At 61.2% G+C, this 21,313-nt stretch carries 19 protein-coding genes and 2 tRNA genes; 10 read left to right on the top strand and 11 right to left on the bottom strand.

Features of this window, described 5'->3' with window-relative positions; all coding sequences use genetic code 11:
* On the top strand, positions 1 to 949 hold a 949-nt coding region (locus M9890_00795; GenBank protein ID MCO5175509.1), incomplete at its 5' end, for an Asp-tRNA(Asn)/Glu-tRNA(Gln) amidotransferase GatCAB subunit B.
* Positions 950 to 1,020: 71 nt separating this feature from the next.
* Here the strand turns inward: M9890_00795 and M9890_00800 are convergent.
* From M9890_00800 to mnmG, 5 genes are read right to left on the bottom strand one after another with little or no spacing between them, the layout of a single operon-like run.
* Entirely contained in the window at positions 1,021 to 1,680 is a 660-nt protein-coding gene (locus M9890_00800) for an NAD-binding protein (protein MCO5175510.1), read from the bottom strand.
* Between the two features lie 31 nt (positions 1,681 to 1,711).
* Positions 1,712 to 2,113 carry a TrkA family potassium uptake protein gene (locus tag M9890_00805; GenBank protein ID MCO5175511.1) on the bottom strand — a complete coding sequence of 134 codons (402 nt, stop codon included), beginning with the start codon at positions 2,111 to 2,113 and terminating at the stop codon, positions 1,712 to 1,714.
* A 43-nt stretch (positions 2,114 to 2,156) separates the two neighbouring features.
* Positions 2,157 to 2,597, bottom strand: coding sequence for a universal stress protein (locus M9890_00810; protein ID MCO5175512.1), 441 nt, complete (start codon positions 2,595 to 2,597; stop codon positions 2,157 to 2,159).
* Positions 2,598 to 2,652: 55 nt separating this feature from the next.
* Positions 2,653 to 3,384: a metallophosphatase family protein gene (locus M9890_00815; protein MCO5175513.1), complete on the bottom strand. Its 732-nt coding sequence runs from the start codon at positions 3,382 to 3,384 to the stop codon at positions 2,653 to 2,655.
* 16 nt (positions 3,385 to 3,400) lie between these two features.
* Positions 3,401 to 5,416 carry a tRNA uridine-5-carboxymethylaminomethyl(34) synthesis enzyme MnmG gene (gene mnmG / locus M9890_00820; protein MCO5175514.1) on the bottom strand — a complete coding sequence of 672 codons (2,016 nt, stop codon included), beginning with the start codon at positions 5,414 to 5,416 and terminating at the stop codon, positions 3,401 to 3,403.
* A gap of 107 nt (positions 5,417 to 5,523) precedes the next feature.
* On the opposite strand from mnmG, the gene M9890_00825 reads away from it, so the two are divergent.
* Positions 5,524 to 5,733 (top strand): hypothetical protein, encoded by a 210-nt coding sequence (locus tag M9890_00825; protein MCO5175515.1) that lies wholly within the window; start codon positions 5,524 to 5,526, stop codon positions 5,731 to 5,733.
* A 131-nt stretch (positions 5,734 to 5,864) separates the two neighbouring features.
* Positions 5,865 to 6,467 carry a hypothetical protein gene (locus tag M9890_00830; protein MCO5175516.1) on the top strand — a complete coding sequence of 201 codons (603 nt, stop codon included), beginning with the start codon at positions 5,865 to 5,867 and terminating at the stop codon, positions 6,465 to 6,467.
* 76 nt (positions 6,468 to 6,543) lie between these two features.
* On the opposite strand, the gene secA is transcribed toward M9890_00830, so the two are convergent.
* Positions 6,544 to 9,060 (bottom strand): preprotein translocase subunit SecA, encoded by a 2,517-nt coding sequence (gene secA / locus M9890_00835; GenBank protein MCO5175517.1) that lies wholly within the window; start codon positions 9,058 to 9,060, stop codon positions 6,544 to 6,546.
* 225 nt (positions 9,061 to 9,285) lie between these two features.
* Between secA and M9890_00840 the strand changes: the two genes are divergently transcribed.
* Genes M9890_00840 through M9890_00860 form a run of 5 tightly spaced genes read left to right on the top strand, consistent with a single transcriptional unit; the run spans position 9,286 to position 14,235 of the window.
* A complete protein-coding gene (locus M9890_00840; protein ID MCO5175518.1) occupies positions 9,286 to 10,977 on the top strand; it encodes a M14 family metallopeptidase in 1,692 nt (563 codons plus the stop codon).
* Positions 10,955 to 11,359, top strand: coding sequence for an MGMT family protein (locus tag M9890_00845; GenBank protein ID MCO5175519.1), 405 nt, complete (start codon positions 10,955 to 10,957; stop codon positions 11,357 to 11,359). Before M9890_00840 ends, M9890_00845 begins: the two co-directional genes overlap by 23 nt.
* A gap of 41 nt (positions 11,360 to 11,400) precedes the next feature.
* Positions 11,401 to 11,742, top strand: a complete 342-nt coding sequence (locus M9890_00850; protein ID MCO5175520.1) for a hypothetical protein — start codon at positions 11,401 to 11,403, stop codon at positions 11,740 to 11,742.
* A 35-nt stretch (positions 11,743 to 11,777) separates the two neighbouring features.
* The gene (locus M9890_00855) at positions 11,778 to 12,920 is read left to right on the top strand and encodes a M20 family metallopeptidase (GenBank protein ID MCO5175521.1); all 1,143 of its coding nucleotides are present in this window, start codon (positions 11,778 to 11,780) and stop codon (positions 12,918 to 12,920) included.
* Between the two features lie 43 nt (positions 12,921 to 12,963).
* Positions 12,964 to 14,235 carry an aminotransferase class III-fold pyridoxal phosphate-dependent enzyme gene (locus tag M9890_00860; protein MCO5175522.1) on the top strand — a complete coding sequence of 424 codons (1,272 nt, stop codon included), beginning with the start codon at positions 12,964 to 12,966 and terminating at the stop codon, positions 14,233 to 14,235.
* A gap of 66 nt (positions 14,236 to 14,301) precedes the next feature.
* Here the strand turns inward: M9890_00860 and M9890_00865 are convergent, their stop codons facing one another.
* The 3 genes from M9890_00865 to M9890_00875 all read right to left on the bottom strand — a co-directional run bounded on the left by M9890_00865 (position 14,302) and on the right by M9890_00875 (position 16,641).
* The gene (locus M9890_00865) at positions 14,302 to 15,639 is read right to left on the bottom strand and encodes a glycosyltransferase (GenBank protein ID MCO5175523.1); all 1,338 of its coding nucleotides are present in this window, start codon (positions 15,637 to 15,639) and stop codon (positions 14,302 to 14,304) included.
* 293 nt (positions 15,640 to 15,932) lie between these two features.
* Positions 15,933 to 16,520 carry a ribosome-associated translation inhibitor RaiA gene (gene raiA, locus M9890_00870; GenBank protein ID MCO5175524.1) on the bottom strand — a complete coding sequence of 196 codons (588 nt, stop codon included), beginning with the start codon at positions 16,518 to 16,520 and terminating at the stop codon, positions 15,933 to 15,935.
* Positions 16,521 to 16,568: 48 nt separating this feature from the next.
* Positions 16,569 to 16,641 (bottom strand) — tRNA-Arg (locus tag M9890_00875).
* A 174-nt stretch (positions 16,642 to 16,815) separates the two neighbouring features.
* Between M9890_00875 and M9890_00880 the strand changes: the two genes are divergently transcribed.
* Both M9890_00880 and selA read left to right on the top strand, forming a co-directional pair.
* A tRNA-Pro gene (locus M9890_00880) sits at positions 16,816 to 16,893 on the top strand.
* A gap of 121 nt (positions 16,894 to 17,014) precedes the next feature.
* Positions 17,015 to 18,355, top strand: coding sequence for an L-seryl-tRNA(Sec) selenium transferase (selA, locus tag M9890_00885; protein MCO5175525.1), 1,341 nt, complete (start codon positions 17,015 to 17,017; stop codon positions 18,353 to 18,355).
* On the opposite strand, the gene dnaG is transcribed toward selA, so the two are convergent.
* A complete protein-coding gene (dnaG, locus tag M9890_00890; protein MCO5175526.1) occupies positions 18,352 to 20,244 on the bottom strand; it encodes a DNA primase in 1,893 nt (630 codons plus the stop codon). The genes selA and dnaG overlap by 4 nt on opposite strands.
* Before the next feature lie 2 nt (positions 20,245 to 20,246).
* The gene (locus M9890_00895) at positions 20,247 to 21,293 is read right to left on the bottom strand and encodes a deoxyguanosinetriphosphate triphosphohydrolase (protein MCO5175527.1); all 1,047 of its coding nucleotides are present in this window, start codon (positions 21,291 to 21,293) and stop codon (positions 20,247 to 20,249) included.
* Positions 21,294 to 21,313: the final 20 nt, after the last annotated feature.

The following is a 21,313-nucleotide window of genomic DNA, read 5'->3' on the forward strand; positions in this document are numbered from 1 at the left end:
GATCGCCAAGGCGTACGTCTCCGCGCTGCGCGACCTGCTCCGCGCCCTCGACGTCTCCGACGTCAAGATGGAGCAGGGCTCGATGCGCTGCGACGTCAATCTCTCGCTGATGCCCAAGGGCAGCAACACGTTCGGCACGCGCAGCGAGACCAAGAATGTCAACTCGCTGCGGTCGGTCGAGCGTGCGGTGCGCTACGAGATCCAGCGTCATGCGGCCGTCCTGCAGTCCGGCGGTGCGGTCACCCAGGAGACGCGCCACTGGCACGAGGACACTGGCATCACCACTGCCGGGCGGGAGAAGTCGGACGCGGAGGACTACCGCTATTTCCCCGAGCCGGACTTGCCGCCGCTGGAGATTAGCCGCGAGCAGGTCGCCGACATTGCGGACTCGATGCCGGAGTTGCCCCGCGTCCGCCGCGCGCGCTTCGAGTCTGCGTTCGGGCTGTCTGCACAGGACAGCGCCGTGATTACCGACGAGTCCATCGTTGCCGACTATTACGAGCGAGCAGTAACTGCAGCCGGTGGGCACCATCGTGACGTGGCAAATTGGCTGACTGGCGATGTGTTTGCCCTGGCTCGATCGCGCGGCGGGTTTAGCGAAGTGAAGCTCTCGCCGGAGCATCTTGCTGATATTGTCGTGATGGTGCGATCGGGCGAGATCAATGCCCAGGCAGGCAAGGACGTTCTCGGCCTCGCTGACGAGTCCGGCACATCGCCGCGCGCTATTGTCGAAGAGCGCGGTCTGCGGCAGGAATCCGATGTCGACCTGGTTGCCAGTGCCGTCGCCGAAGCGCTTGCTGTGAATCCAAGCGCCGTCGCCGACTTCCGCGCCGGCAAGCAGGCGGCGATCGGATTCCTTATCGGCCAGGTGATGCGAACGATGAAGGGACGCGGCAACCCCGCCGTAGTCCGGCAGGAATTGACCAGGCAACTGGGCGAGTCTGCATAAACACATACGGGGCCACGCAAATATGTGGCCCCGTCATCTTTCCTGTGTTGCCGTGTTGGGTTGCGGCAGACTTAGCCTGTGACAATCAGGTCGCGCAACTCCGCTTCGGATTCACGCCGGGTGATCGCAAAGAGATCGTCGCCGGGCCGCACTGTCGTTGTGCCAGTCGGAATGACGACCTTGCCGTCGCGCAGGACGGCGATGATCGACGTCTCCGGCGGCAAGTCGATGTCAGCCAACGTCCGATTGACGATAGGCGATGCCGACGAGACGCTGACTTCGACGAGCGCAATGTGGGCATGGCGCAGCGCCAGCAGATGGACGAAGTGCAGCTCAGGGATCTGTTGCTCAATCAGCGACAGAATCACGTTGGTTGTGCTGATGGTGACGTCGATGCCGAGCAGGCGGAAGAGCTCTTCGTTCTTCGGGTTGTTGACTCGAGCGATCGTGCGCCCGACGTTGAAGCGGTGCTTCGCCATCTGGCAGATGATCAAATTGTCTTCGTCGTCGCCCGTGACGGCGATGATGACATCTGCGCGCCCGACACCCGCAGCCGAGAGCGTGGCGGCCTCGGCCCCGTCGCCATTCATTACAACCGCGCCAAAGCGCTCGGTATACGTATCGACCTTGGCCGCGTCCTTCTCGATCAGCAGGACTTCGTAGCCCTCATGAACGAGTGTCTTGGTGAGGTAGTAACCGACCTTGCCGCCCCCGACAACAATTAGGTACACGAGATTCTCCTTCGTCAGCGCGTCGGGATCGTCAGCTCGTCGACAGCGAGTCGAGCATCAACGAGGCGATTGTAGTCGTCGGGCACACAGTGTAGATTCCCATGCGTCGATACGACTCGGCGCGAACGGGATCATAGACCCGAGCCGCGACCTGCCTGGTGTTGAATCGCTTTTGAGCGAGCTGGGCGGCCATCAGATTCGTGTTGTCGCCGTTGGTCACCGCGAAGAACGCATCGGCATCCTCGATGCCCGCGAACTTCAGGACGTCCTCATCGATGCCGGTGCCGATGACGGCCTTGCCGCCAAATTCGGGCGGCAGACGGCGCAACGCTGCGCTGCGGATGTCGACGACGGACACATGGTGCCCGGCCTGATCGAGCGACATTGCGATTCGTGCGCCGACTCGCCCGCAACCAATGATGACGACATTCATCAGCTATCCCGTCTTTCCTTAAGCTGCTCGTGCGCTGCGGACGTTAGATTTCGGCAGCCTCGCGCGTCAGTATCACTTCGCAAGGAGCAGTGCGAAGGACATAGTTCACGGTCTCTCCGAGCGTCGGCTGCCCGAGATTCTCATTGAGCTTGCACGCCATGAGGATGACATCGCAGTCCCGCTCAATGGCTTCGTCGACGATCGCAGCACCGGCAGTGCGCGCTTGCAACAGCTCGGGCATGACTTTGTGGAGTTTCAGCTCGGCCCCGCCGCGCGCGTAGGTTTCAGCAACCGCGAGGCACTCTTCGCCAACTCCAACTTCCTCCGGCATGTCGGCATCGAGCGGCAGCGATTGCTTCACCTCAACGACGTAGACCAGGATAACTTCGAGATTCTTCTTTGATGCCAGCGCACAGGCCAGATCGAGTGCTCGCCGATCGCCGGAACCACCGGTGATCGGAACGAGAATGCGACGGTATTGCACCCGGATTCCCCCCGAAAGACGAACGAACGTCGAGCGCACGCTCGACGGGCATGTATCATACGCCCGCTGCCAAACGGGTGATGAGCTGCATTGGCAGCCCCGCGTCGCGCATCGCGGTTTGTGTTCTGGCGATGTCATACGGCACTCTGCGAAAAGTGACAACCCCTAAATCTGGATCGAACAGCGCAAACGCGGCGTCGGGGTTGCCATCGCGCGGTTGACCGACAGAGCCGGGATTGATGATGAAGCGTCCCTGATCCAGCTGAATCGACTCGCCATCGCTACCCAGACGAGGGTCAATGCCCGCGTCCGCCATATCGTTGGTGATCCACAACTGCACATGCGTGTGGCCGAGGAAGCACGCCGCTTCGTCGAACACTTCAAAGTTCGCCGCTGAGACTTCGGCCGAGTAGAGATATTCCCAGATCGGTTGCCGGGGACTGCCATGAACGCAGAGGCAGCCATCGACGGTGGCGCGCAACGGAAGGAACGCAACCTGGTTACGTTGCTCGTCTGTTAGTTGGCTGGTGGTCCACATCGTGGCGGCGCGAGCGATCGGGTTGAACTCGTCGAGGCTGAGCAGGCCCACTGAAGCCGCATCGTGGTTGCCGAGCAGCATGACATCCGGTTCGAGATCGACCATCGCATCGAGACATTCACCTGGGTACGGTCCGTAACCGACTGTGTCGCCCAGATTCCAAATGGTGTCGACAGGACCTGCGGCTTCCAGGACAGCTTCCAGCGCAGCCAGATTCGCGTGAATATCGGAAACGATCAGAATTGACATAACTCCCCGTCGCGTACTAGTTGGCGGTGCCAGCCACTGGTGCTGGTGCTAGCTCGTGTGGGGTTCCCTGTCGGACATAGACGAGAAGCACGGCGACGTCGGCTGGCGTCACGCCGGCGATACGGCTAGCTTGCCCGATGGTTGATGGCCGGACGTGTGCCAACTTTTCGCGTGCCTCGTTGCGCAGACCGCGAACGCTCAGGTAGTCGATCCTTGCGGGAATGCGGGTGTGCTCCATACGGCTGAGTCGTTCGACCTGCTCCCGTTCTTTTTCGACATAGGCGTCGTAGCGCAAGTCAACCTCGATCCGCCGTAGCATTGCGTCATCGACGTGCAACCCATCGTAAGCGGCCGGGCGAAGCAGATGCAGCGCGGCGAACAGGTCAGTGATGCGAGAGTCGGGGCGACGCGCATAGTCGGCGGCGGTCATGCTGCGGCTCGAAGGCGGAAGTCCCACCGATGCAAGCAGGTGTGTGATGCGCTCGTTTTGCGTCAGAAACGTCTCAGTCATCAGTGCGATAACGCGGTCGCGAGCTTCGCGCTCTTCTGCCACCTCGCGGTATCGCGCGTCTGAAATGAGGCCGGTATCGTGCGCGAACTGGCTGAGGCGATCATCGGCAGTGTCGGCGCGCAGCAGGATGCGATGCTCGGCGCGAGATGTCAGCATGCGATATGGCTCAACGAAATCCTGCGTCGACAGGTCGTCGGCCATCACTCCGAGATAGGCCTGGTCACGACGCAACGTGACTGGCTCGAGTCCACCAACGAACCGCGCCGCGTTCAGCCCGGCAATCAGTCCCTGCCCTGCTGCCTCTTCGTAGCCCGAAGTGCCGTTGACCTGGCCAGCGAGAAAGAGGCCGTCGATGCGCTTTGAGGCGAACCAGGGCGTCAACTCGGTTGGCTCGATGGCATCGTACTCAACGGCGTAGCCGTAGCGTGTGATGCGGGCGTCGCGCAGTGCCGGGATCGTGCGCAGGAATTCGAGCTGCACATCGTGCGGCAGGCTCGTGTTGGCACCCTGGACGTAGACCTCAGTCGTACGCCAGCCTTCAGGTTCGAGAAACAGGCTGTGACTGTGCTTGTCGCGAAACCGCATGACCTTGTCTTCGATGGACGGGCAGTAGCGCGGACCAACGCCCTGGATCGTGCCATCGAACATCGGTGAACGGTGGGCGTTCGCAGCGATCAGGTCGTGCCCGGTCTCGTTTGTTTGCACCAGATAGCATGACAACTGCGTTCGCCAACCGTCGGACTGCCCAGGGTAGAGCGACAGCGGCGGGAGCTCCAGTCGCTCAATGCGTCCATTGCGACCGGCACGTGAGAACCAGAGCGGGGTCTCGGAGCCCGGCTGCTCTTCGGTCAGCGAAAAGTCGATAGTTCGCGCATCAATGCGTGGCGGAGTGCCTGTCTTCAGGCGGCGTAACTGGATGCCGACGTCGCCAATCGAAACCGCCAGGTCCTGCGTTGCATGCTCGCCAGCCCGCCCACCGTTCGAGCGCCAGCTTCCGGAAATCATGCTGCCACGCAAGAAGGTGCCGGCTGTGATGACCGCCGCCCTGCAGTGATAGACATTGCCGAAGTCAGTCTCGACTGCGCAGACAGCTGGCTGACCATTGCTGGTGCGCGCCTGAATTGTGCGTGCCGCTTCCTGTCGGAGCTCAATACCCGGCTGGACTTCCAACGCTTCCTTCATCGCCATCGAATAGAGCGTCTTGTCGGCCTGAGCGCGCAGTGCCTGAACAGCAGGGCCCTTCGAGGCGTTCAACGTGCGGATCTGAAGCGCAGTGCGATCGATGGCCTCGGCCATCGCGCCACCGAGCGCATCAATCTCAGCGACGATGTGTCCCTTGGCCGGTCCGCCGATTGATGGATTGCAGGGCATAAACCCGATGCGATCCAGATTTGGCGTGAGGACAAGGACTGATGCGCCGACGCGCGCGGCGGCCAGCGCAGCCTCACAGCCAGCATGGCCTGCGCCAATAACGACGACATCGTAAGATGAATGGTGGGATCCATGGTCTGTCAGCAGCATAACGGTCGTGAAGTATAGTGTCGTTTCCAGCGGCCCGCAACGTGCGTGAGCGGGAACGCTGGTTCGTTGACACATGCGAACCGATCTAACAACAGGAGATCTTCACTGTGAGCCTGATGCGCGGAATCATTGAAAACGCAATCAAGAATATGACTCCGGAAGAGCGCGACAAGGCACTTCAATCTGTCATGGAACAGGTTGTGTCGATGATGTCGGCCGAGGAGCGCAGGACATCGCTGGTGTACATCGTGTCGTATCTGGCAGGGGATTTGTCGAGCGAAGACCGTGCCGCGGTGATTCGTAGCGTGGTGCAGTGACGATGAGGAGGAATCAGCATGGAGCGATCAAACCTGGGTACTGCTGAAGTTGTCGGCATTGCGACTGCGGCTGCGCAGCAATTGGCGGAACTGTCATTGCGCTGAGTCGCGGCGGTGCCGAATCGGATCCCGTGCCGGCGGAGATCGCCGACCGGCAGGCGCTGGCGGATTCCGTTTCGGCGGGCGTTGAGCGCAGTCGCGACACGGCTATGAGCGCGATCGATTCTGCGGTTCAAAGCTATCCGGATCTGCGCGATAACGTCATGAGCATGATCCGCCGGTTGAGCGATACGGCGAAGCCGACGGCAGATCGGGCCGCGTCCTCGCTGCCATCTTCCGACGAGTTGCGTGCTGCCGGCACGACGGTCATCGAAAAGTTTCAGGAGACCGTCGTCCCTGCCGCCGCTGACGCAATCCATCAGATCCGCGATCGAGTCGAAGAAAACCGCGATCGCTCGCCGCAGGCGCCAGCGCTGCTCGCGGCAACTGGCGCGACGGCGCAACGCGCTGTTGATCGGTCCTCACAGACGATGCACCGTGCTGTCGAAAGCTCAAGGAATGCCGCGCAAGAGACGCTGGCCGCTGCCGCCTGGATGACAATCGCCGGCACGCTGCTGTACTTCGTCCTGCTGAGCGACGAGCAGCGTGAAAAGGTCAAGTCGTTCGTTGTCGGAGCGTTCGAGCAGGTTCAGTTGTTGATCCAGGATTTCCGCGGCTACGAGGACGAATTCTAGCTTCCCAAACGCCGCAAGCAGAACACCGCAGCCGATTCGGCTGCGGTGTTCTGCTTGTTGCATAGATGTTGCTGCGTTAGCCGACGCGTTGAGCGGCCGGAGCGCCGTGGCAGTTCTTGAACTTTTTGCCACTGCCGCAATAGCACGGCTCGTTGCGTCCAATTTTGGTGCGCTTCCTGGCAGCCTGAGGCTTGCCATCCGACTCCTGATTCGTGACCATCGTGCGTGGTTGAGCGAGAACTGGTGCGCGCTGGATGTTGGCGTAGAAGATCTTGTGCGCGGTGTCGTAATCGATGTTTGCCAGGAGCTGCTCGAACATGTCGAAGCCCTCCTTCTTGTAGGCAACGAGCGGATCCTTCTGCGCATAGGCCTGGAGACCGATGCCCTGGCGCATGTCATCCATGATCGTCAGGTGCTCACGCCAGAGCTTGTCGATGACGGAAAGCATGACGGCGCGCTCAAGGTAACGCATCATCTCTTCGCCGGTGTCGCGCTCCTTGGCTTCGTAATGGGCGAGCGCATCGTCAATCAGGCGTTGTTCGATGTCCTCAATAGGCAGCCCATCGATGTCCTGCATGCGCAATGAGGTCATCGGAACGATCGAGCGGTAGCCGCGGATGATCGCCTCGTCGTCGATCTCGTCGCCTTCCGCATGGGCAGCGACGACGATCGCAACCTGATTCTCGATGATCTCCAACATCCGCTCGTGGAGACTCTCGCCCTCCAGGATGCGGCGACGATTGGCGTAGATCACCTCGCGGTGCTTGTTCATGACGTCGTCGTACTCGACAACGTGCTTGCGGAGGTCGAAGTTATGGCCCTCAACCTTCGTCTGGGCGTTCTCGATCGACTTCGAGATCATGTTGTGCTCGATTGGCTGATCGTCTTCGAGACCGAGCCGATCCATCAACCCGGCGACGCGGCCCGATCCGAACCGTCGCATCAATTCGTCTTCGAGCGACAGGAAGAAGCGGCTCGACCCAGGGTCGCCCTGGCGGCCAGCGCGTCCACGCAACTGGTTGTCGATGCGGCGCGATTCGTGGCGCTCGGTGCCGATGATATGCAGACCGCCTTTGTCGGTCACACCGTCGCCGAGCTTGATGTCGGTGCCACGACCCGCCATGTTTGTCGCAATCGTGACCCGCCCCGGCTCGCCGGCGAATTGCACGATCTCGGCTTCGCGTTCGTGCTGCTTGGCGTTCAGGACGGAGTGCGGAACTTCCTGGCGCAGCAGGCCGGCGAGGAATTCCGACTTCTCGATGGACGTCGTGCCGACCAGGGTCGGCTGGCCCTTCTCGGCCGCCGCCTTGATCTCGCGGACGATGGCCCGGTACTTCTCCTCGGCCGTGCGGTAGACCTCGTCATCCTCGTCGAGACGCTGGATCGGCAGGTTGGTGGGCACCTCCACGACTTCCAGGCCGTAGATGTTGCCGAATTCCTCGGCCTCGGTGGAGGCCGTTCCGGTCATGCCGGCGAGCTTGTCGTACATACGGAAGTAGTTCTGGAACGTAATGGTGGCTTCGGTCACGTTTTCGCGCTGGACACGAACGCCTTCCTTGGCCTCAATCGCCTGATGAAGTCCCTCGGAATAACGGCGACCTGCCATCTTGCGCCCGGTGAACTCGTCAACAATGACGACCTCGCCGTCCTCGATCATGTAGTCCTTGTCGCGATGGAAGAGCGCCTGGGCCTTGAGGGCCTGCTCGAGGTAGTGCGTGAGATCCTGATAACGATCGTCATAGATACTTGCGCCGTCAGGGATCTCGAGAATCTGCTCGACCCGGTCGATGCCATCTTCGGTGAGTGTCACCGATCTGCGCTTCAGGTCGATCTCGTAATGACGCTCTTGCCGCAGCTGGCGGACGATCTGAGCGAACTGGTAGTAGCGGTCAACCGCTTCGTCGCCAGGGCCCGAGATGATGAGCGGTGTGCGCGCCTCGTCGATCAGGATGTTGTCGACTTCGTCGACGATCGCGTAATGCAGGTCACGCTGAACGCAATAGCGAATATCGGGTGCCATGTTGTCGCGGAGGTAGTCGAAGCCGAACTCGTTGTTCGTCCCGTAGGTGATGTCGCAGTTGTATGCCTCAGCGCGCTCAACAGGGCGCAGCCGCTCCAGGCGCGGATCCTCGTTCGGGTATTCAGGATCGTAGACGAAGGCTTCGTCGTGCTGGATGCAGCCAACGGTCAGACCCAGCGCGTGGTAGATCTGGCCCATCCACTGCGTGTCACGCTTGGCCAGGTAGTCGTTCGGCGTTACCAGGTGGCAGCCCTTGCCCTCGAGTGCGTTCAATGCAAGTGCGAGCGCGGATGTCTGGGTCTTGCCTTCGCCGGTGCGCATCTCGGCGATCTTGCCCTGATGCAGGACGACGCCGCCCATGATCTGAACATCGAAGTGACGCTGTCCAAGTGTTCGACGGGTTGCCTCGCGAGTTGCTGCGAACGACTCCGGCAGGATGTCGTCGAGCTCATCTCCGGCGGCGAGCTGTGATCTGAAGTGGTCCGAGATTCCGGCCAGCTCCTCATCAGAAAGGGCACGGTACTCGTCTTCAAGCGCGTTGACTTCATCGGCGATCGATCGTAGCGTGTTCAACGCTTTGTCGTTTGAGGAGCCGAGGACTCTTTTTAGCAGGGATCTCATGTGGTGATTCTCCGACGTCAATAGCAGTTGCGGGAGGTACGTCCGACATTTCGGTCGGTCGGTCGGCAATTCATGTGGTCGACTGAAGCTCGGACCTCTTGCCGCACAACCTCGTCATTTTACTATAACCACCATGCCGAACTGTGGTTATTAGCAAGGGCCAACAGGGGGATGAACATGCGCGAAGAGGATTTGCAGCGACCCGAGCTCACCAGCTATCTCAAGTACGAGGAGATGGTTGCGCTCCTGAAGAACTGGGCTGACGCATACCCCCGCTGGATTTCGCTTACGGTCATTGGACATTCGGCGGAGGGGCGCGAACTGTTCGTGGCGACGGTCTCGGACCATGAGTCGGGAAAGCACGGTGGCGTCGACAAGCGCCCGGCGATCTGGGTCGATGCCAACCACCACGCCGGCGAAGTCATCGGCGGGGCCGTGGCGCTGGGGACCATCTGGTCACTTATCCAGCGGTCCGAAGCCGGCGAGAATATGCTGGAGGACACCACCTGGTACGTTCAACCGCGCATCGCGCCGGATGGCGTCGAGGTGTATCTGACCACACCGCACAAATTGCGATCTGCACCGATCGACTATCCAACTGCTGGTCCGCAATCCGGACTTCATCCGGCGGATATCGACGGCGACGGCGTGATCACGCAGATGCGCGTGCCCGACAGCGATGGCGAGTGGCGTGTTTCCGAGCTGGATCGACGATTGATGGTCCGTCGGATGGATGAAGACGATCCTGACGCTGTGTACTATCGGCTGTTTCCCGAGTCTGAACTGGTTGGCGAGGCGTCATCACCATTGACTGTGGCACCGGCTCGTTGGGGGCTGGACTTCAATCGGTCATATCCGCATAACTGGCAGCCAGACTACAAGCAGCAGGGTGCCGGGCCATACCCGCTCTATCCGCCGGAGACGCGCGCGAACGTTGACTGGATCGTGAGCCATCCGAATATTTGCCTCGTCGTCTCGTATCACACATTTGGCGGCTTCTCGTTTCGGCTGCCGTCCAGTCAGCCGGCAGCAGCGTATCGACATAACGATCTCGGCGGTGATTACGCGGTCCTCTGCCAGCGCTTCACCGACATGACTGGCGGGCCGACGATCCAGTCGTACGATGAGGAGCACCAGATTGCTCGCTTCGGCTCATTGATGGACTGGGCCTATAACCAGCACGGCTTGTATGGGTGGGTTCCTGAATTGTGGGACAACTGGCTGGCGGCTGGTGTTGATCGACGCGATGACCCAGACACTTTCCATGGAGAGCGTGACGAAGAGGAGCAAGCGGCGTTATTGGCCTGGAACGATGCGGCTCTTGGCGGCGAGGGTTTCGTCGATTGGCATGAATTCGATCACCCAGAGTTGGGGCCGGTGGAGATTGGCGGCTGGACCTACAAGTACACGCATCAAAATCCTCCCGGCTCATTCGTTCCACCCATCGCCGCATCCCACATTCGCTGGACCGATCATCTGGCGTCGTCACTCCCGCGCATCGATTTCAGTGAAGTGACGACCGAAGAGATTGGCGAGAATCTCTGGCGGGTGACGGCAGAAGTAACGAACCAGTCTTTTCTACCGACCAACATCTCGCAGCAGGCCATTGACGTCCGGCGCGCAGATCCGGTGAAGATCGAACTGCGGCTGGCAACCGGTGAAGTGCTGGATGGTGGACGGCGCAGTGTTGGCCACCTTGCCGGGCGCGGAGCAGCGTCGAATCGTCCGTGGGAGGATCCGAAGCCGTCACGAAACGTGGCCAGAGTCTCGTGGATAGTGAAGGGCAGCCCGTCAGGAACCGTTGTGGCGTGGTCGAACAAGACCGGAACGATCGAGAGTAGCCTCGGTGCAACAGAGCAAGCTGTTTGACGGCGGCGAAGAGCCGGAAAAGGTAAAGCGACTGGAAGACGATCCGAGCTTTCCGAGCAGGGTCTATCGACTGGCGCTCCAGATTCCGAGCGGGAAAGTGACGACCTACGGCACGATCGCGGCGGTCCTGGGCGACCGCCGTGGTGCCCGCATGGTTGGCTGGGCGATGTCGAGCTGTCCGCCCGAAGTGTCGGAGATCGCGCATCGCGTGGTCAATCGCTACGGTGAGCTCAGCGGCGGCTGGGCATGGGGGCATCCGGATGTCATGCGGCAGCTGCTCATTGATGAGGGCGTCACGTTTGTCGGTGAGTACCAGGTCGACCTGGACAAGCACCTGTGGATACCACCGATGGAGGACTCCGACGAGCCGCCGGATGTCTGAGTTGCCCTGTTATACTCGCGCAGACGGAGAGGAGAGCCTCGATGAATGCTCGAGACGGACTTGAACGCATCCGCGAGCGCCTCGTCGAGAGTGCGGCTCATCCTGACACAGTGGCGCTACTCGACGAAATGATCAAGCGCGCCTCAGTTCCAGGTGCCGAGCGCGCGCAAGCCTCACAGGCGCAACTCGTACGGATGCTGACGCGTACCCCGGCGGCAACCAACAACTTCGAAGTCTATAACGACCTTGTGCGGCTCGAAGCAGAGGTTGAAGAAACCGCTGCGCGCCGTGCTGCTGAAGTTGCGGCCGAGGCCGACCGGCCAGTGCCGAAGAGCAAGAAGTACTACAAGCAGCTGAAGGACCGTGAGAAGCGCGGAGCCTGAGCGACTTCCGGCTGGGTGGGGAAGGATGATGCACGGTGGCTATTCCCGGAGACCGCGTTGCGGCTGCGGCGGAAGAACGCGTCGATCAAACGCTCGCGCTCCTGAAGACGCTCGTCGAGCTCGAGTCGCCTTCGAGTGAGAAGGCTGCGGTCGACAAGCTCATTGACTGGCTGCAGGCAGAGATCGAACGACGCGGCGGTTCCATTGAACGTTTGCCACAAAGCGACTGGGGTGACTTGATCGTCGCCCGGTTCGACGGAAGCCGCGACGGCCAACTGCAAGTCATGACGCACATCGACACGGTCTGGCCGATCGGCACGATCGATCGACTGCCCTGGCGGCAGGACGGCGACAAGATCCACGGACCGGGCATTTACGACATGAAGGCATCCGCCGCAATGATGCTGACGGCGCTGGACATCCTTCACGATCTGAATGCCACACATCGCACAATCGTCTGGACAATCAACACCGAAGAAGAGGTCGGCTCGCCAGTGTCGCGACCGGTGCTCGAATCGGTTGCGAGCGAATCGACGTGCGTGCTGTGCCTGGAGCCGCCGGTGCCGCCCGACGGTGCGCTCAAGACCGAGCGCAAGGGCGTCGGGATGTTCACGATGGAGATTGAGGGTCGCGCGGCACACGCGGGAGCCGACCATCAGTCGGGCGTTAGCGCCGTCGAGGAGCTCGCGCGGCAGATCCAGCGATTGCACGCGCTGACGGACTATGGCAAAGGGACGACCGTCAACGTCGGCGTGGCAGAGGGCGGAACGAAGCGCAACGTCGTTGCTGCCTATGCGCGCGCAGAGATCGATCTAAGGGTCACGTCGTTGGCCGAGGCAGATCGAGTAGTGCCGCAAGTTCTTGATTCGACATCACTCGTCGGCGGAACGACGGTGCGCATCAATGGCGATATGAACCGCCCGCCGATGGAGCGGACCGACGCGATTATTGCAGCGTTCGAGCGCGCTCGTGAGATTGGCCAATCGATCGGGCAGGAGCTCAAGGAAGCGTCGACCGGCGGTGGTTCGGATGGAAACTTCACCGCTGCGATCGGCGCGACGACGCTGGACGGGCTTGGATGCCCGGGTGATGGTGGTCATGCCGACACGGAGCATATCCTTCGATCGGCGATCGGACCGCGCACCGCATTGATCACCGCGTTACTGGCCGGCCTGTAGCGGCCAGGGCAACGAGCGTTGTTCTATTTGAGGGGAGCTGGGGATGACGATTACGCCAGACCACTATGCGGAGCAATTGCCGCGAACATTGGGCCGGTACTCGCCGGTGATTGTCGACCACGCTGAAGGGTCGTATGTCTGGGGACACGACGGACGGAAGTACCTGGACTTCACTTCGGGTATCGCCGTCACCAACACTGGCCACAGCCACCCGGCGGTGGTGAAGGCTATTCAGGAGCAAGCCGCCAAGATCATTCACGCGCAGGCCAATATCCTGATTCACAAGCCGATGATTGACCTGATGGAAGAGATCCGGGCGACGATGCCGTCGCAGCTCGACGGTGTGTTCTTCTCCAACAGCGGCGCTGAGGCAATCGAGGCTGCCGTCAAGCTGGCGAAGATCGCAACTGGCAGACCAGCAATCGTCGCATTCAAGGGCGCGTTCCACGGTCGCACGCATCTGGCCATGGCGCTGACGACATCACGCGTGAAGATGCGCGGCCATTATGAGCCGCTTGTGCCGTCGATCTATCACACGCCGTTCCCGTACCCGTTCCGGAATCCCTACAGTGGTGATCCGACAGATGCCTGCATCTACGAACTTGAGCGCTTGTTCGAGACGACGGTGATGCCCGATGATGTCGCGGCCATCATCGTTGAGCCGATCCAGGGTGAGGGCGGCTACATTGTCCCGCCGGACAACTTTCTGGGTCGTGTCCGCGAGATCTGCGACAAGCACGGCATTTTGCTGATCGCTGACGAGATTCAGACGGGTGTTGGACGCACCGGCAAGTGGTGGGGCTTCGAGCATTCGAACATCGTGCCGGACATCGTAGCTGTGGCGAAGGGTATTGCCAGCGGCCTGCCGCTAAGCGCCATCGTCGCATCGCGTGAGACGCTGAACGCCTGGGCGCCGGGATCGCACGGCGGCACATTCGGCGGCAACGTGGTTGCATGTGCAGCTGGCGTCGCGACGTTCCGTGCCATCCGTGAGGAAGGCATGATCGAGAACACTGTCGCGATGGGCAAGCGTCTCGTTGATGGACTCGATCGGATCGCCGAGCGAAACCCGCTGATCGGCGATGTACGTGGCAAGGGACTGATGGTCGCAGCCGAGTTCGTCACGTCATCAGGCAAGCCGAACCCGGACGCCGTGAACAAGGTCATTGCCAACGGCATCGAGAACGGCGTGCTGCTGTTGACTGCCGGTGGATGGGATCAGGCAATCCGCATCATCCCGCCGCTGAATGTTAGCGCCGACGAGATTGACGAGTTCCTGACGGTCTTCGAATCCGCCGCCGGGTCAGCGCGCTAGCAGCCAGACACTTCAAAAGGGGGCCGGCACTTATTGCCGGTCCCTTGTTGTTGCTCATCGTCTGCATCAGGATGCGTCTGAGAACTCGCCGGGGCAGCAGATGTTCTCGCGTTCACCATCGGCCAAAAGCTCATACAGGCGGAGCATCGCCGGCCCGACGGAAAACCATGAGAACCGAATCGCTGCCTGCCGCGCACCGACCTGCAGCGAGGATCGCAGCCCTGGATCGCGAACGACCCGCGACAATGCGGATGCAAAGGCGCGCGGATTCTGTGGAGGAACGAGCAGGCCGCTCCGTCCGTCCTCGACCGTGAAATTCAATCCACCGGCTCGCGACGCGACGACCGGCAGACCGCACCCCATTGCTTCAACGGCCACCAGCCCGAACGATTCGTAGCGCGATGGGACCGCGCAGACGGTCGCGGCTGCGTAATAATCCGGCAGCAGATCCTGCGGCTGAGAGCCGTGGAAGAGGACATCATCGGCAATGCCGAGCTCGTTCGCGCGCTGCATTAGCTGTTGAAGTTGCGGGTCCGGTTGCCCATCCTCATAGGTTCCGCCGATGAACACCAGCTTCGGCGGCAGATCTGGCCACGGCTCATTTCGCAGGAGCGCGAACGAGTCGAGCAGCGTGTCGATGCCTTTCATCGGATCGATTCGCCCAATGAAGAGTACCAGCGGATTATCCGGCAGACCGAGCCGACGGCGCGCACTCATCGGATCTACCGGGTGAAAGCGCTTGAGGTCGACTCCGGGCGGGATGATGCAGATCTTCTCGTTGCTGCCGCCCATGCGCCAGACCATTTCGGCGCGCTCGTCCGGATTCGGCGCGATGATGTGATCGAGCACATCAAGCAATTGCCGCTCCACCTGAACGCGGACGGCAGACTCGCTGACGCCGTTGGAATAGACGGCGTTCTTCAACAGCGCGAGCGTATGGAACGTGTGGACAGTCGGAGCCATCCAGTAGCGCTGAAGAAGATGTGATGCCCAGCCCGACAGCCAGTAGTGACTGTGGACGACGTCATACCGCACTCCTTCACGCAGTGAAAAGAGGGCGCATTGATTCGCAAAGTCCGGCAGGTAGCAAAAGACTTCGTCCTTTGGCAGGTCCGCAGCTGGACCAGCGTCGATAGTTACGAGTCGGACGCGATCTGCGATGTCAACGGCTTCTGGTGTGTGAGGGTCCGAACGGCGAGTGAATATGTCGACGTCGACGCCCTGCCGACCGAGCTCTGTCGCCAGCTCCCGGACGTGGACATTCATGCCGCCGGCGTCCTTGCCGCCCAGCGTTGCGACTGGCGAGGTGTGGACGCTCAGCATCGCGACCCGGTTAACAGTCGACGTATGAGTCGCGACGCCAGGATTTTCGACGGTTGTCGGCAGGTCGGTCAGCCAGCTCATCGTAATTCCGCCGAATCCGGACGCAAAAAAAGGACAGCCCTGATAGGCTGTCCCGTGTGTACAGAGATGCGGGGCAGTCGCTCAATATCGCTGGACGACGCAAAGCGCTGCATCCAGGTGCGGAACCAGTGTGGCCGCAGAACCGATGGACATGAGCCTGGTGGTATGTGCGCGAACCAGTCCAGCATCATTCCGGCTGATGTCCTAACACCTGCTCAACACCGGATCACGCCGCTCGGCGACCCGATACGACCTACAACAACCGGCTGCGATCGATATTCCCGGATCGCAAATCACGCGAGCTCTGGTTCCAGGACGCCGAAGCCGCCGTCTTGCCGACGGTACAGCACGCTCATACGACTGCTGTCCGGATTGTAGAAGACGAAGAAGTCGTGGCCCAGCAGTTCCATCTGCTCGATGGCCTCGGCGGTATCCATTGGCATCACATCGAATCGCTTGGTGCGGACAACCATTTCGGCGTCGGAATCTTGCTCGTCCACCCCAGGGTCAACACCTACTGTCGCGTCGGTCTGAATCTGGTCCGCTGCCAGCTGACCAAGGCCAACGGCAGAGCGCCGGTCACGCTTCGTGCGCCGATCGTGGAAGCGGCGGATCTGGCGGGCCATCTTGTCCGTCACCAGATCGACTGCGGCCGTGATGTCGCTGTTGCGCTCCTCGGCGCGCAGCACGGCCTGCTTCGTCGCGATGGTGAACTGGGCGATGTACTTCTGCGTCGGATTGTGGTGCGCCTCGCGTCGGATCTCAAACTTGGCGTCAACGATGCGCTCGTTGACCTTGTCGAGCTTGGCAACACGCTTCTCTATGTACTCGCGTGTGTCGTCGTTCAGCTTGAGGTTATGCGTCTTGATTTGAATTTCCACGACATCTCCTCCTTTTCGCAGTCGCGAACGGCTTCGCGGCGGAAGCGGCGCCCGCGGAGGGATTCGAACCCCCGACACAGGGCTTAGGACGCCCCTGCTCTATCCCCTGAGCTACGCGGGCCGGATTCTGCTATTCCGAAAGACATCGTGGCGCGCGTTGAGTTGCGTGGTGCCATGTGTTTCGTGCAGCGCGTTTGCACGAGCATTCCGGATATGAATCTTACCGCGTTTCCTCGCGTCACGGCCGCGACCAGATTGATATAGTGAGGTGGCATTGATAGAATTCGGCGGTCAGCGGGGAGTGGCGCAGCCCGGTTAGCGCGCCGCGTTCGGGACGCGGAGGTCGGAGGTTCAAATCCTCTCTCCCCGACCATTCACTAGCGTGAGAGACGAGGAGCGGATATCCGCTCCTCGTTGTGCGTCCATCTCCCGGACATATCTGCATCGGAGGTTGTGGTGAGCGATCGTCAGTCCTGGCCCGAAACTTGCCTTCGGTGCATACGCTGCTGGCAGATGCGCGAATTCGCAAATCGGCAGCAGGTCTCACTGATGAGGTTCTGACGAACATCCTCCGTAGAAGCCTGGAAGTTGAGCGTGCTGCCATCCTGGGTGGTGCCCAGCCGAACGATGATCTTGTGCAGTCAATGGTGGCTGAAGTTGAGCTGATCAGTGGCGCGCGGACATCTCACGTCATCAACGGCAGCGGCGTCGTCATCCAGACAAACCTCGGTCGAGCGCCCGTGTCGTTGGCAACCGCGCGTGCGATGGCAGGCGTCGCCTCGGCCTATGTCGCGCTCGAAACGGATCTGGCGACGGGAAAGCGCGGCGGGCGGGGGCGCGAGGTCGAGGCGCTCATGCGTGCGCTCACTGGTGCGGAGCGGACCCTGGTCGTCAATAACAACGCAGCAGCAGTCATGCTGGTGCTGGCGACGCTCGCCGTAGACAAGCAGGTAATCGTCTCGCGCGGCGAGGCGGTCGAGATCGGCGGCGGATTCCGTATTCCTGACGTGCTGCGTCAGAGCGGCGCTCATCTCGTCGAGGTCGGGACGACGAATCGTACTTACGCGCGGGACTACGCAGCAGTGATCAATGACGAAACGGCGGCGATCCTGCGCGTGCATGCCAGCAATTTCGCGGTGCTGGGTTTCACCGCGCGTCCTGAATTGAGCGAGCTCGCCGATCTGAGCCGCGCGCACGGCGTCGCGTTGATTGAAGATGTTGGGAGTGGCTGCCTCCTCGCCACGGAGGCCTACGGACTCGATCACGAGCCGACGCTCGGCGAGAGTATCAGTGCCGGCGTGGATCTCGTCTGCGCGTCAGGAGACAAGCTGCTCGGCGGACCGCAGGCCGGCCTGATTATGGGATCGACCGAGATGGTCGGTCGCGTTGCGCGCCATCCGATGGCGCGTGCCCTCCGAGCTGACAAGTCCTGCCTGACCGGCATCGCCGAGACATTGCGGCACTACGCTCGCGGCGAGGCCGAGCAGGAGATCCCCGTTTGGTGGTCGATGTCGCGAACGGCGGACTGGCTCGAAGAGCGTGCAGGTGGCTGGGCAGCGGCACTCGGAAACGGCGCAAAGGTCGTTCCGACTCAGTCAGTTGTGGGCGGTGGTTCACTGCCGGGCAAGACGCAGCCGTCATTTGGCATAGCGCTGCATTCTGCGCATCACACATCAGATCAACTGGCAATGCTCTTGCGAACCGGCAGCCAGCCTGTCGTTCCCCGCATCATCGATGACACGGTCGTCGTTGATGCGCGAACAGTGCTGGCCACGGAAGACTCCGCACTGCTCGCTGCGATTCAGGCCGTCCTTGCAAACGCCGGTAGCGCCTAGCGCGCGCCGACCGGCTCGCTGCGCAGATCCTTAAAATACGGGCTCTGGCTCGGTGCGAAGGATGTGCGCTGTGTCGCAAGCTCGCTCATGCGCTGGGTATATTCAGCCACAAGCACCGCATCTCCAGCCTTCTTTGCCTGCTCAAGCTCGGCGCGCACCTGCCGTAATCTTTCGTCGTGCCGCATCCGGGCCAGGCGACGGATTGCGTTCGGAATCTCCAGCGAAGGCGGTCGCGGCGGACCGCCCGGCGCGGATTCCAGGCTGTCGTGGAGCTCGACGGCATATTCCATCAACTCAATGGGAAGCGCGCCGAGCATTGCGTCGTAGCTCGCTCCCGACTCAAGGAGCTGGTCGAGGATGGTGCGGTGGCGTCCGTCCAGCACGTCCTCGCGCCGCAGAGACGGCAGTTCCGTCGCGCCAGCTTGCGGGAAGTTCAGGATCAGGCTGACGAGATAGCGCTCCGGATCGCTGGCGTTTGGACGATCGCTCACGCCTCGTTCCGGCGTTGGGCGAGTGGCGGTAGTGCGCGATGGCTGCGAGCGTGAGCGACGGAGCATGGCCCGGCGCACCTCTTCGTCGGGATATTCCAAAAGACGGGCGGTCATGCCGACGTAGTGGGTGAGGACGTCCGGATCGCCGATTTCATCGAGGATCGGGATAGCGACCTCTCGGAGCGCTTTCGCACGCTCCATCGGCGACCGATCGATGTCGGCAAGCGCGTGAGTCAGGTAGTACTCAACCAGCGGTGCTGCATTTCGCAACACATCCGGCCATTGGTCGGCGTGGCTGCGAATGAACTCGTCAGGGTCTTTGCCCTCCGGCAGCACGACGATTCGGATCTCAGCGCCGATCGTTCGTTCGAATCGCACCATCTGGTTCGGGCGCACGTCCGCGCGCTCGTCGTCTGCAAACGACTCGCGCATTGCGTCGATACCGCGAAGCGTCGCCATCTGTCCGGCGGTGTCCGCGTCGAGTGAGAGGTAGACGCGATCGAGATAGCGCCGAATAGATGCAACCTGATTTGGTGTGACGGCGGTGCCCATCGAGGCGACGACATTATCGTAGCCGAACTGATGGGCAGCAATGGCATCCATATAGCCCTCGACGATAACCATGCTTCGCTCGCGGCGGATCGAGTCGTAGGCCTTATCGAGCGCGTAGAGAACCGAGCGCTTGTCGAAGATCGGCGATTGCGGTGAGTTCAGATACTTCGGCTTCTCGTCACCGAGTGCACGCGCGCCGAACCCGATCGTCTGTCCGTCGCGATTGCGAATCGGGAACATCACGCGGTTGCGAAACCGGTCGTAGGTGCGCCCCGATGTCTCATGCTGAGACAACAATCCCGCTGTCAACAACTCTTCCTCACTCGCCGAGCGGGCCAGGAAGTGTGACTTCAGCGCGTCGAATGAATTGGGCGCGAAGCCGAGACCGAACTTGTCGGCGGTCGCACGGTCAAGCCCGCGCCGTTCGAGGAGCGCACGCGCCTCCTGCGCCGCCGGGGAGGTCCACAAGAGGTTGGCGAAGTACGCCGCTGCCCGTTCATTCAGCTCGATGAGGCGATCTCGTTCGCGATCCCGTGCCGGATCGGCCTGTGTCTGTCGGCGACTCTCAAGCTCAACGCCAGCGCGGTCTGCGAGTTGTCGAAGGGCGTCGCGAAAGTCGAGATTTTCCGTATCCATGACATAGGTGAAGATGTCGCCGCTCTTCCCGCAGCCAAAGCAGTGGTACGACTGCGACTCCGGGTAGACGACGAATGACGGTGACTTCTCGTCGTGGAACGGGCAGAGTCCCTTGAAGCTCCGGCCAGCCTGACGCAACTGCACCGAGGAGCCGATCAGGTCGACGATGTCTACGCGTTCTTTGATTGTTTCGATTGATCCACCGGCCATAATCAGTGCTCCTCAGGGGATGGGAGAAATAGCGTGGTATAGGTGTTCACGGCGTAGCGGTCGGTCATGCCGGAGATGATGTCAGCAACCCGTCGCTCGACGCTTTCGCCAACCAGCGATGGTGCAAAGACTTCCGGCGCTTCGTCAGCGTTCGCGACATAATACTCGAACAGCGCTTCGATCATCTGCTCGGCCTGCTTCGTGGCTGCTCGTCTGTTCACCGGGTGGTAGACGCGTTCAAACAGGAACGTGCGCATTTCGTCTGCCGCAGCCAGGATACCGTCGCTCATCTGAATCACCTGTCTGCCGTCGGCAGGTGAGGCGAGGAACGGGCGCGAGTTGACGATGACATCATGGACCAGCGTATCAATGCGTTGACTATGCGATGTGCCCAGTGTTTGTCCAACGAACTCCGGCAAGTCGTGTGCGTCGATCAATCCGGCGCGAACGGCGTCATCGAAATCATGGTTGATGTAGGCGATGCCGTCCGAGATCTTCACGATCTGCGCTTCAGCTGTGGCAGGCGTCCCGGCCATCTCGCCGGCAATGCCCGCTTCCGGCTTTGAATGGCGCAGGATACCGTCGCGGGTGTCGTTGGTGAGGTTCAGCCCAGCTCCGTCTTTCTCCAGGCGATCGACGACGCGAAGGCTCTGCTCATTGTGCCGGAAGCCGGGGAACATCCGCGCCAACGCGCGCTCGCCGGTATGCCCGAACGGCGTATGTCCCAAATCGTGCCCGAGCCCGATCGCCTCGGTGAGGTCCTCGTTCAGGTCGAGCGCGCGGGCGATAGTCCGGGCGATCTGCGTCACTTCCAGCGTATGCGTCATCCGCGTCCGGACATGGTCGCCGCTCGGTGAGAGAAACACCTGTGTCTTGTGCTTCAGGCGGCGGAATGCTTTCGAATGCAGGATTCGATCGCGATCGCGCTGATACGCCGTCCGTACGTCCGACTCATCCTCGGCTTGCGGACGTGTTGCGAGATCGGCCCGCGCCGCTGCTGGCGCGAGCCATTCGCGTTGTCTGGCTTCAAGAGTCTGGCGTACGTTCACTGTGAATCCGATCCGCCGAT

The sequence above is a fragment of the Thermomicrobiales bacterium genome, assembly GCA_023954495.1.
GTDB lineage: Bacteria > Chloroflexota > Chloroflexia > Thermomicrobiales > CFX8 > JAMLIA01.

Bases quoted from the DNA above. Each gene is read 5' to 3' on its own strand.
- M9890_00805 (MCO5175511.1), bottom strand. From the start codon at position 2,113: ATGAATGTCGTCATCATTGGTTGCGGGCGAGTCGGCGCACGAATCGCA.
- M9890_00815 (MCO5175513.1), bottom strand. From the start codon at position 3,384: ATGTCAATTCTGATCGTTTCCGATATTCACGCGAATCTGGCTGCGCTG.
- mnmG (MCO5175514.1), bottom strand. From the start codon at position 5,416: ATGCTGCTGACAGACCATGGATCCCACCATTCATCTTACGATGTCGTC.
- M9890_00840 (MCO5175518.1), top strand. From the start codon at position 9,286: ATGCGCGAAGAGGATTTGCAGCGACCCGAGCTCACCAGCTATCTCAAG.
- M9890_00850 (MCO5175520.1), top strand. From the start codon at position 11,401: ATGAATGCTCGAGACGGACTTGAACGCATCCGCGAGCGCCTCGTCGAG.
- M9890_00860 (MCO5175522.1), top strand. From the start codon at position 12,964: ATGACGATTACGCCAGACCACTATGCGGAGCAATTGCCGCGAACATTG.
- M9890_00865 (MCO5175523.1), bottom strand. From the start codon at position 15,639: ATGAGCTGGCTGACCGACCTGCCGACAACCGTCGAAAATCCTGGCGTC.
- dnaG (MCO5175526.1), bottom strand. From the start codon at position 20,244: ATGGCCGGTGGATCAATCGAAACAATCAAAGAACGCGTAGACATCGTC.